Source organism: Vibrio sp. OPT46, assembly GCF_015163535.1.
Lineage (GTDB): Bacteria > Pseudomonadota > Gammaproteobacteria > Enterobacterales > Vibrionaceae > Vibrio > Vibrio alginolyticus.
The window spans coordinates 27,576-44,564 of the sequence record NZ_JADDYG010000532.1; the positions used below are offsets into that span (position 1 = coordinate 27,576).

Genomic DNA, 16,989 nt, shown 5'->3' on the forward strand with positions numbered 1-16,989 from the left:
ATTCCTGTTACAAATAAAAAATATAATTAGTCACTAATTTAGAATGCTTTAATTTTCACTTGTATCACTGTTCAAGCCCAAGAATCTATTACTCGCTTCGCTCTCTCTTTTACAGGCCCCTCATACTTCAAAGTTTTCATGATTTATTCAATAACTTTTCATTACTCACTAGCCAAAAACATACACAAAAGATATAACACCTGCGCGAGACAATAAGATCTCATTAGCTGTAAACCCAGGAACGACAAATGAAAAAAATTCAACGCAGTGTGCTAGCTCTCTCCCTACTTAGCTTAATAGCGGGGTGTCAGTTGACCGCCAGTGAGCCACTTCAACCTACCGCGAATCAAGACATCATCGAATCAGCCAAAAATGAACTGGATGGTATTGAAGAGCTAGAAGTCAGTGACGAGGGTGTTATTACCTTTACTCAGCGTCTAAGAACGCCAGGAACCTACTGGATTCCAGCGAGAATTAAAGAACTGAGCTACGATATATCATGCGTACAGCTTAGTTACTTCATTGATAGAGGCATGGTTGTGAAGTCTGCCTTTCTAGGGGCTCGAGGACGTGTTGAATATTACGACATGGAACGCTGTATGAAAGACACGCCATTTCAATAATACAGGCATAAAAAAGCTCCACCAAAGTGGAGCTTTTTCGTATTTGTTCTTAGCCGACTATGGGCGAGCTACAAAACCTACTGCTTCGTATGCTTTCTTAAGCGTTTCAGCCGCACGTGCCGATGCTTTCTCAGCGCCTTGCTTCATCACTTCGTTCATGTAAGCGCGGTCAGCACGGATACGGTGGTATTCAGCTTGAATAGGCTCAAGCATAGTAACTAGAGCTTCACCAACATCTTTCTTAAATGGGCCATACATTTCTACGCCTTGGTATTTCGCTTCAATCTCTTCAAAGCTCATACCTGTTGCCGCAGAGTACAGACCCATTAGGTTAGAGATACCTGCCTTGTTGTCCCAATCGTGAGCGATACGAGGTGGCGTTTCTGTGTCAGTTTGCGCTTTGTTGATCTTCTTAAGGATCGACTTAGGCTCTTCCAGCAGCGTGATAACGTTCTTACGGTTGTCATCAGATTTAGACATCTTCTTCGTTGCGTCTTGAAGGCTCATTACACGCGCATTTACTGTCGGAATGTAAGGCTCTGGAACTTGGAAGATTGGCTGCTCTGGCGAGTAAATATTGTTGAAACGCGTTGCGATATCGCGCGCTAATTCTAGATGTTGCTTCTGGTCACTGCCTACAGGTACTTGGTGTGCACCGTAAAGCAAAATGTCAGCCGCCATCAACACCGGGTAGTCAAATAGGCCGACGTTTACGTCATTCGCGTAACGTGCCGATTTGTCTTTAAACTGAGTCATACGGCTCAGCTCACCCATTTGAGTGTAGCAGTTAAGAAGCCAACCTAATTGAGCATGCTCTGGTACATGTGACTGAACAAATAGCGTGCTCTTCTTCGGGTCAACACCAACTGCCAGACAAATTGCCAGTGCGTCTAGAGTTGCTTCATGCAGCGCTTTAGGGTCCTGACGAACCGTAATCGCGTGAAGGTCTACCACACAATATTGGCAATCATAATCGTCTTGCATCTGCTGCCATTGACGTAGAGCACCCAAGTAGTTACCGATACTTAGTTCACCTGAAGGTTGAACACCACTCAATACAATGGGTTTGCTCATTAGAATGATTCCTTTGACTTCTTAATCTAATTAAATGAAAAAAACCGTGCAGTAATAGGTGCACGGTTTACTCAGTGTACTCATTAACGAGTATTTTGGAAGCTCTTTTGTAGCCGTTATGCAGAAACCGCTACAACGTCCAATAATTCTGCCAAACTGTCAGCGACGAAATCTGGATTTGATGCTGAAATAGGTTCACCGTGGTTGTAACCATATGTCAGACCAAATGAGGCACAGCCTGCATTCTTTGCTGCGAGAATGTCGTTTTTCGAGTCGCCAACCATCAGCATTTCACTTGGTTGGATTTGGTGCTTTTCCATTAGCCAGTTCAATGCTACTGGGTTTGGTTTTTTCTCTGGGAATGCATCACCGCCAAGGACATCAACGAAGTATTTTGCGATGTCGTGCTTTTCCAAAACGTCAGGCACAAACTTTGAAGGTTTGTTGGTCACCAACGCCATAACAAAGCCCGCTTTGTGCAGCTCTGCTAGTGTCTCTTTTACCGTTGGGTAAAGATGACTTAGCTTGTGACCGCTTTGCTCGTAGTAATCATCAAACAATACACGCGCTTTAGCACGAAGCTCTTCACTCAGCTCTGGGTTGATGGTCAGGCTTTGGCTTAATGAGCGACCAATAAGCACGTCTGCGCCGTTACCCACGTAATCACGAACTTGTTCTTCTGAAACCGATGGAAAGCCAAGCGCCTGTACTGCTTGGTCTGCCGCGACAGCTAGATCTGGCACGCTATCAAGCAAAGTGCCATCTAGATCGAAGGCGATGAATTTAATGTCTTGTTGAGTCATAACTTCCCTGAGGATTTTTATTTATAAATCGGTGAAAACGACAAAGGATGGCACCCCATCCTTTGTTTTTATCATTATGTCTGATTCTACAGTAACTGTTTGTTTCGTCGTTACTTTGCAGCAATACGCTGACGAACTGCCTCAAACAAACAGATGCCGGATGCCACAGATACGTTCAAGCTTGAAACGCTACCAGCCATTGGGATCTTAATCAAATCGTCGCAGGTTTCACGAGTCAGACGACGCATACCGTCACCTTCAGCCCCCATTACGATAGCAAGAGGTCCAGTCAGTTTGGCTTGGTAGATGTCGTGCGTTGCTTCACCCGCAGTACCAACAAACCAGATGCCTTTCTCTTGCAATGTACGCATAGTACGAGCCAAGTTAGTCACTCGGATCAATGGTACGACTTCAGCTGCACCACAAGCGACTTTACTTACCGTCGCATTCATTGGCGCAGAACGATCTTTCGGTACGATGATCGCCGCAGCACCTGCCGCATCTGCGTTACGTAAACACGCACCAAGATTGTGTGGATCGGTCACGCCGTCTAACACTAAGAGCAGTGGTGATTCGTGCTTTGCAAGGATGTCATCAATATCGTTCTCATTCAGCTGCTTCGCTGGTTTCACACGAGCGATGATGCCTTGGTGATTTGCACCGCGTGCTTTGTCATCCAAGGTTTTACGTGTCATCTGCTGAATAGAAACACCACAAACCTGAAGATCATTTAGGATTGGCATTAGGCGATCATCTTGACGACCTTTTAAAACGTACGCCTCGATAAAACGCTCTGGTTCGCGCTCCAATACCGCCTTCACTGCGTGAATGCCGTAGATAAATTCGTTACTCATTGTTTAACCTGTTGTTCTGGTCGTATTGCCTGCGCCAACCGAGTTTGAACTAAGTTGGCGCTTCAACCTACTGCGCTTCTTTTTTAGTGCGCTTCTTTTTTAGTGCGCTTGGTTTTCTTCGGCTTACTGTGCGGCTTCTTTTTACGTGCTTTTTTCACTTTAGGCTTCTCGTTGCCTTGGGCGTCACCACGTTTTGGGCCATTACGCTTACTCGTTGCGCCCGTTTCTTCTGGGCGTTTAGTTGGCTCTATCGCAGGAATTGCACGAGCCGCGCCACCTTCTTTCGATGAAGAGCGAGTCGCAGCGCGTTTTTTATCTTTCGCTTTGCGTTTTGCTTCCGCTGCGCGTTTCTTCGCAGTCTTACCTTCGCCGCGTAGCTTACGACTTGTTTCGACCAATTCAAAGTCAATTTGCTTGTCATCGAGGTTAACAGCCAGTACTTTTACTTTTACTGCATCACCTAAGCGGTAGATGTTACCGAAACTTTCACCAATAAGTCGTTGACCAATCGGGTCAAATTGATAGTAGTCGTTCGCAAGGGTAGAAATATGTACCAAACCATCGATGTGCAAATCCGTTAAACGTACAAAGAAGCCAAAGCTAGTGACATTAGCGATAACACCGTCTAGTTCGTCACCGACGTGGTCTTGCATATATTCACACTTCAGCCAATCCGCAACATCACGTGTTGCATCATCAGCACGGCGCTCTGTCATCGAACATTGTTCGCCGTAAAAATCCATGTCGTCAAACGAGTAATGATAGCCACCTGTTGGTGTCCAGCGATCTTGATTACGACCTTCTTCTTTAGCAATCAGATACTTGATTGCACGGTGAAGTAACAAGTCAGGGTAACGACGAATTGGCGACGTAAAGTGCGCATAGCGTTTCAATGCCAACCCAAAGTGCCCCGCGTTATCTGCGTTGTATACCGCTTGCTTCATTGAGCGTAGCAGCATGGTCTGAATCAACTCTTGATCTTGACGCCCGGAGATTTGACGTGCGAGATCAGCATAGTCCGTTGGTGAAGGCTCTAAACCACCTTTTAGCTCAAGACCAAGTTCACTTAAGAAGTCACGGAAACCTTGCAGGCGTAATTCACCTGGAGATTCGTGGATACGATAAAGCGCGGGCTCTTTCGCTTTTTCTACCAGCGATGCCGAAGCAATGTTGGCTAAAATCATACATTCTTCGATGATCTTATGCGCGTCATTACGAATTACTGGCTCAATGCTTTCGATTTTACGTTCCGCATTGAAAATAAATTTGGTTTCAACGGTTTCAAATTCGATTGCACCGCGTTGATCTCGTGCTTCTTTCAGCACTTTGTACATCTTGTGCAACTCTTCTAGATGAGAAACAAGCGGCTGGTAGCGCTCACGTAGTTCTTCATCCCCTTCTAGAATCGCGCTCACTTTGCTATATGTGAGACGAGCGTGCGAGTTCATCACCGCCTCGTAATGCTTGTAACCAGACAGCTTACCTGTATCGGAAATGGTCATTTCGCACACCATACACAAGCGATCTACTTGCGGGTTAAGCGAACATAGACCGTTCGACAGTACTTCTGGCAACATTGGCACAACTTGCGAAGGGAAATATACTGAGTTACCACGATTGATCGCTTCTTTGTCCAACGCAGAGTCAGGACGAACGTAGTAACTGACGTCAGCAATCGCTACCCATAAACGCCAACCACCTTCTTTGTTCTTTTCACAGTAAACGGCATCATCAAAGTCTCGTGCGTCTTCGCCGTCAATGGTCACTAGTGGCAAATCACGTAGATCCACACGACCAACTTTCGCTTCTTCTGGTACTTCTTCGCCTAAGTTTTCGATTTGTTTATCGACGGCTTCTGGCCATTCGTGAGGGATTTGGTGTGTACGAATCGCAATTTGTGTTTCCATACCTGGTGCCATGTTTTCACCAAGGACTTCAACCACTTTACCCATCATGCCGCGTGAGCGTGAGCCACGATCAGTAATTTCAATTACGACTACGTTACCCATGCGTGCACCCGCTTTGTGCTCATTTGGGATCAGGATATCTTGGCTGATACGCGAGTCATCTGGGACAACATAGGAGTATCCATATTCAAGGAAGAAACGACCAACGATTTGATCATTGCGCTCCTCTAGCACACGCACCAAACGTCCTTCACGGCGGCCGCGCTTGCTGTTGTCTGTCGGTTGCACTAAGACAAAATCACCGTGGATGATGTTCTTCATCTGATGGTGCGGTAACAGAATATCATCATCCTTGCCGACGCTGCCTTCTGGACGTACCCAACCATGGCCATCACGATGACCAATCACGTAACCTTTCACCATTTCAAGTTTTTCAGGCAATGCATAGCACTGACGACGGGTAAACACCAGTTGGCCATCTCGCTCCATCGCACGTAGCCGACGACGCAACCCTTCGTATTGCTCTTCGCCCTCAAGCTTTAGTGCCTCAAACAAGTCGTTACGATTCATTGGAACGCCCGCTTGCTCTAGAAACTCGATGATAAACTCTCGGCTTGGAATTGGATTTTCGTAATTTTTGGATTCACGATCTGCAAAAGGATCGTTTGGAATATTGTCTGACATAGGCACGCCTATCTAGCAAGGAAGGTATATGGCTAGTATATCTGAGTCTCTCGATAAGCTACAGAATTGCTTTGAAAAAAGAATGATCGAGATCGACTCTAGGCATGCAAATGAGTTAAGGACGAGCCAGCAAGATCAAAAGTTCAGAATTGTCACTGAGCAAGGATTCAATCGTGCAGTCATCCAACTCCGCCAGAAAGGCACTTTTTGCTTTCGCCAATTTATCTTTGAGGCGGCAAGCAGGGGTAATATGGCAAAAATCCACACCACAGTTGACTAAATCTAACGGCTCTAAATCGCGCACAACACCACCGACTGTGATTTCAGACGCTGGCTTCATCAGCCGGATACCACCGTTTTTTCCGCGCACGGTATGGACATAACCCAACTGCCCTAACCGATTGATAACTTTAACCATATGGTTGCGCGACACACCAAATAAATCCGTCACTTCGGTAATGCTGGTTAACTCATCTTCCGGCAACGAAGCCAAGAAAATTAAGGTTCTCAACGCATAATCAGTGAAACTAGTTAACTGCATATTCTCTCCCAAAGTGCGACTCAATAACCCGCTGGTGATGCTAAAACCCCAAACTTGAGCTATCGATAAAAGTGTAAATCTTTTCTTGATCGAAAGATACATTTGAGATACAACCTTAAACATGCATTATAAATACAACTTAAAGTAGGAAGCCCTTATGCTCAGCAATCAAACTATCGAGATCGTCAAAGCGACCGCACCACTCATCGCCGAAACAGGACCAAAACTGACCGCGCACTTTTACGAGCGTATGTTTACTCATAACCCTGAGTTGAAAGATATTTTTAACATGAGTAACCAGCGTAACGGCGATCAGCGTGAAGCATTATTCAACGCTATCTGTGCCTATGCTGCCAATATTGAAAATTTGCCAGCTCTGCTTGGCGCAGTAGAGAAAATTGCGCATAAGCACACGAGCTTTTTGATCACAGAAGATCAGTACCAAATCGTTGGTAAGCATTTACTTGCGACAATCGATGAGCTTTTTAATCCAGGTCAAGAAGTGTTGGATGCTTGGGCTGAGGCTTACGGCGTACTTGCGAATGTATTTATTCAGCGCGAAGAACAAATTTACCAACAAAATGAAGCTTTGGAAGGCGGCTGGCGCGGTCTACGCGAATTTGAATTAGTCGATAAAAAGATTGAGATCGAGCACATTTGCAGCTTTGTGTTCAAGCCAACCGATGGCCAAAAAGTGGCGCCGTATAAACCGGGACAATACCTTGGCATCTACATCAACAGTGACCAGTTAGAAAACCAAGAAATTCGCCAATATAGCCTGTCTTCTGCGGTCCAAGAGAACACCTACCGTATCTCAGTAAAACGTGAAGAAGGCGGAAAAGTGTCGAACTACCTGCACGATAGCCTGAACATTGGCGAAAAAGTGCAGCTTGCGGCCCCTGCCGGTGATTTCTTTATGGATGCCGAACCACAAACACCCGTTGTTCTAATTTCTGCTGGTGTGGGACTTACTCCAACGCTGTCAATGCTAGAAAGTCTCTCAGAACATCAAGCACCTGTAACTTGGGTTCATGCAACAGAAAATGGCCAACAGCATGCTTTCAAGCAACACGTAAACCAACTCGTTGCAGAAAAAGAAAATATGAACGCGCTCGTTTGGTATAACCAACCAACGGCAGAAGACAAGCTAGGTGAAGACTTCCACTTCACGGGCTTTGTCAATCTGTATGAAATTGAAGCTGCATTAAAGCAAGATAACGTGCAGGTGTACTTCTGTGGTCCTGTAGGATTTATGCAGCACGTAGCGAAACAGCTATTAGAACTTGGCGTACCAGAAGAGCAATTCCATTACGAATGCTTCGGTCCACACAAAGTGGTTTAAGCGCTATCAGCTATCGGGAAAACAACAAAGCCCACGTGACGTGGGCTTTGTTGTATGAAGTTGTTTGCAATATTGAAGTGTTACCAAAAGGTGTCTCGCCGTTTAGCTCGAGCAATAACGTTTTGTGGCATGCGCTGTTCAAGGCCGTTTCTCAATACAGTTATGCGCTTATGCTGCCGCTTATCTGCTGTGACAGAGTTATATAACCAACGATACGCATCTTCGTAATCGAGTGGACTGCCATAATCACGTAAAAGCAACTCGGCCAGATGAATACGCGCGTTTAGGTTTCCCATTGACGCAGCTTCTCGCAAATATGGAATTGCACGTTCTTTATCTTGCTGTACTAAAGTGCCACGCGAATAGTATCGGCCAATCTGCTCTAGTGCAGCTGGTAACCCCTGATGCGCTGCATTTTCGATGTAGTAAAGACCCAGTTCGACATCTTGCTCGACACACACCCCCCAAGCCAACATATCTCCGTACAGAAATTCATAAGCGGGTAAGTTAATTCGAGTCGCACGAGCTACGATATCCTCCACCAGCTGGCAGTTATCAGCGCGCACACGTTGTAAGTGCTTATTTTGCTCAATAAGCTTTATCAGCTCTGCTTCGGTATAGATCGGAACTGGTGCCCCCACATCAGCAACATTGGCTTTCACTGTGGTAGCAACCAAGCTCAACAACAGTGAAGCAGCCACTGTTCGTAACTTCATAAACGTACCCTTAAGGTATCTAAGAAACCAAAGATCGGTGAAGGATCTCCTCTGCTTGATAACCTTATCGGCAAAAAACAGCTAAGCTTTAGACAATTTTTGCCTCTGATTTAGGCTCAGCGGCAAAAGCTTGCCATATGAGAGTCACGCTGTTTTTGTTCAGATACAAAAAAGCCGACCAGAAGGTCGGCTTTTGCAATCTTTAACGGCTATCAATTAAGCTTCGAATGGGTGAACTTTGATGATAGTTTCGTTACGGTCAGGACCTGTAGAGATGATGTCTACTGGAACGCCAGTTAGCTCTTCAATACGCTTGATGTAGTCAAGAGCGGCTTGTGGTAGAGCATCTAGTGACTTAGCACCAAATGTGTTCTCAGACCAACCAGGCATTGTTTCGTAGATTGGCGTTGCTTTTTCGAATGCTTCAGCAGCCATCGGAGAAACTTCTAGCACAGAGCCATCTTCCATCTTGTAACCAGTACAGATTTTTAGCTCTTCTAGACCATCTAGTACGTCTAGTTTAGTTAGACAGAAACCAGATACAGAGTTGATTTGGATTGCACGACGCATAGCAACAGCATCGAACCAACCTGTACGACGTAGACGACCAGTTGTCGCACCGAACTCGTGGCCAACTTCACCTAAGTGCTTACCAATTGGATCTTGCTTATCTAAACCGTCGTATAGTTCAGTCGGGAATGGACCAGCACCAACGCGAGTACAGTACGCTTTTGCGATACCCAAGATGTAACCGATGTGACGAGGACCAAAACCAGAACCTGCAGCAACACCACCAGCAGTCGTGTTAGAAGACGTTACGTACGGGTAAGTACCGTGGTCGATATCAAGTAGTGTACCTTGTGCACCTTCGAACATGATCTTGTCGCCGCGCTTACGTGCTGCGTCTAGTTCGTCAGTTACGTCGATAACCATTGAAGTTAGTAGCTCAGCGTAGCCTTTCGCTTGCTCAAGTACTTCTTCGTAGCTTACTGGCTCCGCTTTGTAGAAGTTAACTAGTTGGAAGTTATGGAACTCCATGACTTCTTTTAGCTTCTCTGCGAAAGTCGCCATATCGAATAGGTCGCCAACGCGTAGACCGCGACGAGCAACTTTATCTTCGTATGCTGGACCGATACCACGACCAGTAGTACCGATAGCTTTTTTACCGCGAGCGATTTCGCGAGCTTGGTCCATTGCAACGTGGTAAGGAAGAATTAGCGGACATGCTTCAGAAATGAAAAGACGCTCGCGTACTGGAATACCGCGCTCTTCAAGAGGCTTCATTTCTTTAAGTAGAGCTTCAGGTGATAGTACAACACCGTTACCGATAACACATTTTACGTTATCGCGAAGGATACCTGATGGAATTAAGTGAAGAACGGTTTTTTCACCGTCAATTACGAGAGTGTGACCTGCGTTGTGACCGCCTTGGTAGCGTACCACGTATTTTGCATCTTCAGTTAAAAGGTCTACGATTTTACCTTTACCTTCGTCACCCCATTGGGTGCCTAGAACGACTACGTTATTTCCCATCTTTCCAAGTCTGATTGCTAGTTAAAAATGGATTCTAGCACCGAATCACGCTTCTTGCAGTCATTTTTTGTTCACAGAGTTGCTACCAGAATGTCATCTTGCCGCTTTGTTCATTTTGAAATCAGCATATCACTGATAGTATTTAGCTTTCTCTATTCGACTGGAAAGCGCTATGTCTGAATCCATATGGTTGGCGATTGGGCTCGTGTTGATCGTGGAAGGCATTGGGCCACTGATTGCTCCTAACGGTTGGCGGAATATGGTGGCTCAATTAAGTGAACAACCCAACAATCAGCTACGACGCATCGGTGGCTGCCTAGTAGTTGCTGGAGCCGTCATCGCCATCATGATGAGCTAGCACTTAGCATCAGATACAAAAAAGGCTCCCTAAGGAGCCTTTTATTTCAATGAGACGCGGAGATTATTTCTCCATGCTGCCCTTCGACTGGTTCATGTATTGGAAGAACTCACTCTTCGGATCAAGCACCAGAATATCGCTCTTAGAGCTGAAGGACTTCTCATACGCACGTAGCGAACGTAGGAAGCTAAAGAACTCAGGGTCTTTGTTGTATGCTTCAGCATAAATCTTCGCAGCTTCAGCATCCGCCTCACCTCGTGTCACACGCGCAGTTTTATCAGCTTCAGCTAGAATAGTTGCTACTTCTAGTTCTGCTTGAGCACGAATAACTTCCGCTTTTTCACGACCTTGAGAACGGTGCTTACGAGCAACGGACTCACGCTCCGCACGCATACGACGGTAGATAGACTCACTGATTTCATCAGGCAGGTTGATTTTCTTCATTCGGAAATCAACGACACGAACACCCAAGTCTTTCATTGCGCTTTCACGCGTGTCTTTCAATACTTCAGACATGATTAGGTCGCGTTCACCATCAATCTCAAGCGCCTCACGAGCCGCTTCAGTTGCGACAACATCGGCACTTGCGTCTTCTGGTAGCACATCATCGTTACGTGGACCAGATACGATCTGTTTGATTTCACGAGCACCGATTTCAGAACGAAGCACGTCCGTCACTTTACGCTCAAGTAGTGCCTCTGCTGTTAGCGAGTTACCACCGCCTGTCGCGAGGTAGTAGCGACCAAAATCTTCAATACGCCACTTCACGTAGGTATCAATGATAACGTCTTTTTTCTCAGACGTTACGAAACGGTCTGCACGACCATCCATTGTTTGGATACGTGCATCAAGTTGTTTCACACGGTCAAACAAAGGCATCTTGAAATGCAGACCAGGCTCGTAAATTCGAGTGATGTCGTTATTGTCTTTCAAGACACGACCAAATCGAACCACGATACCGCGCTCACCTTCAGGAATCACAAACAAAGACATCAACATTAATGCCAGTGCGATTACCAGTACAGGGATCATTAACTTACGCATTCTTAGTATCTCCCTTGACGTGAACCTGTTGAACGAGACTGCGAGTTCGAAGTGTCTTCTTGTGTACGATCAGACTCAAGTTGAATTTGATCATAGGTTGAAGATGACTTCGATTTACGTTTGGTATCTGCTTTGCCCTCTTGTCCCGCCAACTTATCGATTGGAAGGTAAAGAAGATTGCCGCTTGATTCCGAGTCAATCAACACTTTCGAAGTACTTGAGTACACCTCTTCCATTGCGTCAATGTACAGACGATCACGCGTTACACCAGGCGCTGCTTGGTATTCTGGTAATAGTTTTTCGAACTGTGCTACCTGACCAAGAGCCTCGTTAGTGACACGCTCATTGTAACCTTGTGCTTCTTTCTTCAAACGCTCTGCTCGACCCGTTGCCTTAGGCAAGATTTCGTTCTTGTATGCTTCAGCTTCACGAATGAAACGCTCTTCATCCTCACGTGCTGCGATTGCATCATCAAACGCATCTTTCACTTGCTCTGGTGGACGAGCAGACTGGAAGTTCACATCAACAAGTACCAGACCCATATCATAGCTATCAATGATTTGGTTCAGTGTTTCTTGCGTAGTTTGACGAATTTGCTGACGACCACTGGTTAGAATGCTATCCATCAATGAGTCACCAATTACTGCACGTAGTGCAGAATCCGTTGCTTGACGCAAGCTGTCGTCTGCATTGGTTACACGGTACAAGTATTTGTATGGGTCAGTCACTCGGTACTGAACATCCATCGCAACTGTTACAACGTTTTCATCTTTAGTCAGCATTAGACCAGATGCACGTAGTGAACGAATCGCTTGTACGTTTACCGCTTCGTACTCATCAATAAAGCGAGGACGCCAGTTAAGACCTGGGTCTACGATACGATCGTATTTACCTAAACGCAGTACAACACCACGCTCTGCTTCACCGATGGTGTAAAAACCAGCGAAGAACCAAACTGCAACAGCAATCAGAGCAATCACGCCAAAGCCAATTGCACTACCACCACCGCCGCCGATTGGAGAACCACCGCCGCCTTTTTTACCAAACTTGCCGCCCAGCTTTTGACTCAGTTTGTTGAACACTTCATCTAAATCTGGCGGACCTTGATCTCGGCCACCAGGACGCTGGCCACCACGATTATTATTACCCCAAGGGTCATTATCGCGGCCATTGTTGCCGTTGTTATTTCCAGGCTCATTCCACGCCATTAGAAAGCTCCATCATTTGATATGACGTTATACTGTAGCAGTCCTTTAAGTGACTATAAAGCCAGTCAAAACTGCCCCTTCTCTTTTTTCAAGTCTAGACCAATCTACTTGCTGCATTCGAATATCGATCAACAAGTTACCATCCTGGTCATATTCCTCACGTTGAATACACTTCATTTGGAAGAAGGTACTACGGAATCGTCCTTGATACTGTGGAGGAATTCGCAACTGATGCTCGACCATTTGTGACGCCAGACGTTCCGTCAGCGCCTCAAACAGGACATCAATGCCCAACCCATCCATTGCTGAAACCCAAACTGCGCGAGGTACGCCTTCCTCGTCTCGTTCTATACGTGGTTTCTGCGAATCTAGATTGTCGATTTTGTTCATGACAACCAGAGTCGGCACTTCATGCGCGTCGATCTCTTCTAGTACTTCATGAACAGCTTGAATATTCTCACGAAAACGCTCATCACTGGCATCAACAACATGTAACAAAATGTCAGCTTCTTGCGTTTCCTGCAAGGTTGCCTTGAAGGCCGCAACCAAGTCGTGTGGCAAATGTCGAATAAAACCAACCGTGTCTGCCAAGATGGCAGGACCAACATCTGCTAACTCTATCTTACGTAAAGTCGGGTCCAAAGTAGCAAATAATTGATCAGCCGCGTACACGCCAGCTTCTGTAATACGGTTGAAGAGTGTCGACTTACCCGCGTTGGTGTAACCCACAAGTGAAACCGTTGGGATTTCAGCTCGATTTCGGGCGCGGCGTCCTTGTTCACGCTGCTTCGCTACTTTGTCTAAGCGTCGCAGGATGGCTTTGATTCTGTCACGCAATAAGCGACGGTCGGTTTCCAGCTGGGTTTCACCTGGGCCACGTAAACCGATACCACCTTTCTGCCTTTCAAGGTGCGTCCAACCACGAATCAAACGAGTAGAGATATGACGAAGTTGAGCCAGCTCTACCTGTAGCTTACCTTCGTGTGTTCGAGCTCGTTGAGCAAAGATATCGAGAATAAGACCAGTGCGGTCGAGAACTCGACATTGGCACAGTGCTTCGAGGTTACGTTCTTGGGCAGGAGAGAGGGCGTGATTAAAAATCACAATTTCGGCACCCGTTGATTGTACCGCTGTAGCAATCTCTTGGGCCTTACCCTCTCCGACATAATATTTCGGGTGTGGGGATTGACGACTACCAGTTACCACTTGTAGCGCCTCTACCCCAGCAGAAGAAACCAGCATTTCGAACTCAGCCAGATCTTCCCATTCACCTTCTTGCGTGAAGTTGATATGAACAAGTACGGCTCGCTCACCGGATTCATAACGGTCAAACAAGCAATCAACTCCTTATTTTAAAAATACTCGATGAAGAATTAATCTTCAGATTTCTCTTGTGGACGCTCACCTTGTGGACGTTCACCGCTGTGATGGCTCACTGGACGAGCCGGCACAACTGTTGAGATCGCGTGCTTGTACACCATTTGGTTAACAGTATTCTTCAGCAGGATCACAAATTGATCGAATGATTCGATCTGACCTTGTAGTTTAATACCATTCACAAGGTAGATAGATACCGGGATACGCTCACGACGTAGCGCGTTTAGAAATGGGTCTTGTAGAGATTGCCCCTTAGCCATTTTTATTTTCCTTATTTAATTTGTAGTTGTAATTATTTAGCTAGTGGTGCAATGCAAAAGATACGGCTTTTGCATCTGAGCTAAACGAATCAAAAATGCACTCTAAGTAATTAGCAGCATAGTATAAAAACCGCCAACAACAGATCCTTTGAGAGTGCGTTCACGCAAAAACGATCACATTATACACAGCTATGTCAATCAGATGCTATTGCTTCCGACATCGTTTCTAATGCCTGTTCAATGTTCTCGCTATCCAACCAAGTTAAATCATCCCAGCTGCGTAACCAGGTGATTTGACGCTTGGCCAATTGACGAGTCGCGCATACGCCACGAAATACCGCTTCGTCACGTGTACACTCCCCATCTAAATACTCCCACATCTGTCGGTAACCGACGCATCGTATGGAAGGAAGATCGGGGTGAAGATCTTTTCGCGAATGTAACGCTTTCATTTCTTCTTCAAAGCCCGCTTCCATCATCTTCTCGAAACGGAGTTCAATCCGACGGTGAAGTTCTGCCCTATCCTTGGGAGCTATTGCAAACTGCTTGACTCGGTATGGTAGGCTTTCACCTTTCGTTTGAGTCAATTCAGTCAAAGTTTTACCTGAAATGCGAAAAACTTCCAATGCCCGAGATAAACGTTGGGGATCATTGGGATGGATTCTCGCGGCTGACACAGGATCAACCTCTTTGAGTTCATCGTGCAACACTGACCAACCTTTAGTCAATGCCTCTTGTTCAATTTGCTGACGAATTTCAGGATTTGCAGCAGGAAGTGGTGATAAACCTTCAAGTAACGCCTTGTAATACAGCATTGTTCCACCCACAAGAAGTGGAATTTTTCCTTCTGCAACAATATCATCCATCGCTTTCAATGCATCTCGACGAAAGTCGGCGACAGAGTAAGATTCACTTGGATCCAAAATATCTATCAAGCGATGAGGCGCCAAACTTAACTCTTTTTCATCCGGTTTCGCCGTACCGATATCCATCCCTTTGTAGATCAAAGCAGAATCAACACTGATGATCTCAACCGGAAATTTTTGACGAAGACGAATCGCCAGCTCAGTTTTGCCTGATGCAGTTGGCCCCATTAAAAATAGCGCCAAAGGTAGTTTATCTGTCATGGTTTTAATTTGGCTATCGTGGCAGAGAAATCAACAGCGGATACGAATTTTGTATCTTCTAATGGCAATTGACCATGTCTTAGCTGTTCAAGTTCCGCAATAATTTGAATGGCTTCAGAAAAAGTATAGTGACTCTTCACTGTCGTGACCTGTAATGCGAGCCAATCTATCAACTCAGACAGCATCTGAGCCGCTGCTATACCTTCGTTCACACAAGATTGCGCGTAAGATAACAGATCTGGTACTAAATTTTGTAAGTTTTGTTGACGCAGCGGAGCTGGGACGCCCATCACCATTAAGGCGTGCTCGTTTCTCGCTTTCAATTGAATACCAAGCAATGCCAAATCTTGTTGATAATCTTGGGCCAGTCTCACTAATTCGGCCTCTAACTTAATAGATAGAGGAACAAGCAGAGGTTGTGCCTTGAGTGCACCATCGCTTGGAGAAAGCTGGCCTTTTACACGATAAAATTCTGCTCTAGGTAACGAGACTAACGCCGCCCCACTGTCACTGCTCATCAAAACAAATTGTTCATCGACCACCATCAGCGCTTTGCCTAATGCAGTAATCGATGGCATTGATGTGTGCGAAGTTATCGTGTGGGGCGCTATTGGAGTGACTGCCTGAGCCTCAAACTCTGGCGTTTTCAACAGCTCGTGATAAGCGCGTACTTCTTGTTTAGTTGGCGCTGGTTCTACGTGGCGCTCTTTACTGTGACTTGGCTTTGGTGCAGGTTTGGATTCCACCCAATCATTACGTTTGAATGACTCCACTACGCGCGCCTCTCGCACGGAGGTTTCACTAGGACCGCTATTACGAGGCTTCACTTCATAATCACTGCGTCCAGGATAAGCCGGTGTACTCTCTATCGCTTGATAAACCCGCTCTGGTACTGGTGAAGATGCTGGCTCTTGTACTTTTTCAGGCTCTGGCGAATGTTCAATCTCTTCGGACTCAGTCGGTTCCACGCGATGAAATGCCGATTCATTCACCTGTGGTTTATCAATCACGGCGCTTTGTGAAAGTGCATCCGTCAAAGCTTGATAGATGAAATCATGCACCAAACGAGCTTGGTGGAAACGCACTTCATGCTTAGCAGGGTGAACATTCACATCTACTTGGTGCGGATCTAGCTCAATAAAGAGCACATACGCAGCAAACTGATCTGGCTTTAAGCTCATTTCATAGCTTTGACGAATCGCGTGATTGATTAATTTGTCACGCATCATTCGGCCATTCACATAGCAATATTGTAAATCGCTTTGCTGCCTTGCTCCCTCTGGTGTGGTAATCCACCCATGTAACTTTAACCCTTGATGCTCAAGCTCGATTCTGAGCATATGCCGCACAAACGCGTTACCGCAGACAGCTGCAATACGTTTTTCGGTTTGAAGCTGATTTTTCGCCGCACGATATTGACGAATGATCTTGCCGTTGTGGCGCACATTGATGGTGACATCAAAGCGGCTTAACGCAATGCGTTTCAATAACTCATCAATATGAGCAAATTCGGTTTTCTCCGTACGAAGAAACTTGCG

Annotated in this window: 16 protein-coding genes; 3 read left to right on the forward strand and 13 right to left on the reverse strand. The window is 45.9% G+C overall.

What is annotated here, in order from left to right; genetic code table 11:
* The first annotated feature begins 248 nt into the window (after positions 1-248).
* Entirely contained in the window at positions 249-623 is a 375-nt protein-coding gene (locus IQR33_RS22045; RefSeq protein WP_042523632.1) for a hypothetical protein, read from the forward strand.
* A gap of 57 nt (positions 624-680) precedes the next feature.
* On the opposite strand, the gene trpS is transcribed toward IQR33_RS22045, so the two are convergent.
* The 5 genes from trpS to nsrR form a co-directional block, all read right to left on the reverse strand.
* Positions 681-1,697 carry a tryptophan--tRNA ligase gene (gene trpS / locus IQR33_RS22050; protein ID WP_042523630.1) on the reverse strand — a complete coding sequence of 339 codons (1,017 nt, stop codon included), beginning with the start codon at positions 1,695-1,697 and terminating at the stop codon, positions 681-683.
* A gap of 116 nt (positions 1,698-1,813) precedes the next feature.
* Positions 1,814-2,500 (reverse strand): phosphoglycolate phosphatase, encoded by a 687-nt coding sequence (locus IQR33_RS22055; protein WP_005382834.1) that lies wholly within the window; start codon positions 2,498-2,500, stop codon positions 1,814-1,816.
* Positions 2,501-2,610: 110 nt separating this feature from the next.
* A complete protein-coding gene (gene rlmB, locus IQR33_RS22060; protein ID WP_047103967.1) occupies positions 2,611-3,354 on the reverse strand; it encodes a 23S rRNA (guanosine(2251)-2'-O)-methyltransferase RlmB in 744 nt (247 codons plus the stop codon).
* Positions 3,355-3,437: 83 nt separating this feature from the next.
* A complete protein-coding gene (rnr, locus tag IQR33_RS22065; protein ID WP_193837596.1) occupies positions 3,438-5,945 on the reverse strand; it encodes a ribonuclease R in 2,508 nt (835 codons plus the stop codon).
* Positions 5,946-6,060: 115 nt separating this feature from the next.
* On the reverse strand, positions 6,061-6,486 hold the full coding sequence (gene nsrR / locus IQR33_RS22070; protein WP_005381392.1) for a nitric oxide-sensing transcriptional repressor NsrR: 426 nt from the start codon (positions 6,484-6,486) through the stop codon (positions 6,061-6,063).
* Positions 6,487-6,643: 157 nt separating this feature from the next.
* Here nsrR and hmpA point away from each other — a divergent pair, with 157 nt between their 5' ends.
* Positions 6,644-7,828, forward strand: coding sequence for an NO-inducible flavohemoprotein (gene hmpA, locus IQR33_RS22075; protein ID WP_054866584.1), 1,185 nt, complete (start codon positions 6,644-6,646; stop codon positions 7,826-7,828).
* Positions 7,829-7,908: 80 nt separating this feature from the next.
* Here hmpA and motX read toward each other — a convergent pair whose 3' ends face one another.
* Together motX and IQR33_RS22085 are read right to left on the reverse strand one after the other, a co-directional pair.
* A complete protein-coding gene (gene motX / locus IQR33_RS22080; protein ID WP_193837595.1) occupies positions 7,909-8,544 on the reverse strand; it encodes a flagellar protein MotX in 636 nt (211 codons plus the stop codon).
* Between the two features lie 216 nt (positions 8,545-8,760).
* Positions 8,761-10,077, reverse strand: a complete 1,317-nt coding sequence (locus IQR33_RS22085) for an adenylosuccinate synthase (protein WP_005381385.1) — start codon at positions 10,075-10,077, stop codon at positions 8,761-8,763.
* Between the two features lie 172 nt (positions 10,078-10,249).
* Between IQR33_RS22085 and IQR33_RS22090 the strand changes: the two genes are divergently transcribed.
* On the forward strand, positions 10,250-10,435 hold the full coding sequence (locus IQR33_RS22090; protein WP_005381383.1) for a DUF2065 domain-containing protein: 186 nt from the start codon (positions 10,250-10,252) through the stop codon (positions 10,433-10,435).
* A gap of 63 nt (positions 10,436-10,498) precedes the next feature.
* Here IQR33_RS22090 and hflC read toward each other — a convergent pair whose 3' ends face one another.
* From hflC to mutL, 6 genes are all read right to left on the reverse strand, one after another.
* The gene (hflC, locus tag IQR33_RS22095; protein ID WP_005381382.1) at positions 10,499-11,479 is read right to left on the reverse strand and encodes a protease modulator HflC; all 981 of its coding nucleotides are present in this window, start codon (positions 11,477-11,479) and stop codon (positions 10,499-10,501) included.
* Positions 11,480-11,481: 2 nt separating this feature from the next.
* Entirely contained in the window at positions 11,482-12,687 is a 1,206-nt protein-coding gene (hflK, locus tag IQR33_RS22100; protein WP_005381381.1) for an FtsH protease activity modulator HflK, read from the reverse strand.
* 45 nt (positions 12,688-12,732) lie between these two features.
* Positions 12,733-14,022 carry a ribosome rescue GTPase HflX gene (gene hflX, locus IQR33_RS22105; protein ID WP_005381380.1) on the reverse strand — a complete coding sequence of 430 codons (1,290 nt, stop codon included), beginning with the start codon at positions 14,020-14,022 and terminating at the stop codon, positions 12,733-12,735.
* Positions 14,023-14,060: 38 nt separating this feature from the next.
* Positions 14,061-14,324: an RNA chaperone Hfq gene (gene hfq, locus IQR33_RS22110; RefSeq protein ID WP_005381379.1), complete on the reverse strand. Its 264-nt coding sequence runs from the start codon at positions 14,322-14,324 to the stop codon at positions 14,061-14,063.
* 194 nt (positions 14,325-14,518) lie between these two features.
* Positions 14,519-15,451: a tRNA (adenosine(37)-N6)-dimethylallyltransferase MiaA gene (gene miaA / locus IQR33_RS22115; protein ID WP_005395375.1), complete on the reverse strand. Its 933-nt coding sequence runs from the start codon at positions 15,449-15,451 to the stop codon at positions 14,519-14,521.
* On the reverse strand, positions 15,448-16,989 hold a 1,542-nt coding region (mutL, locus tag IQR33_RS22120), incomplete at its 5' end, for a DNA mismatch repair endonuclease MutL (protein WP_193844043.1). The genes mutL and miaA, both read right to left, overlap by 4 nt.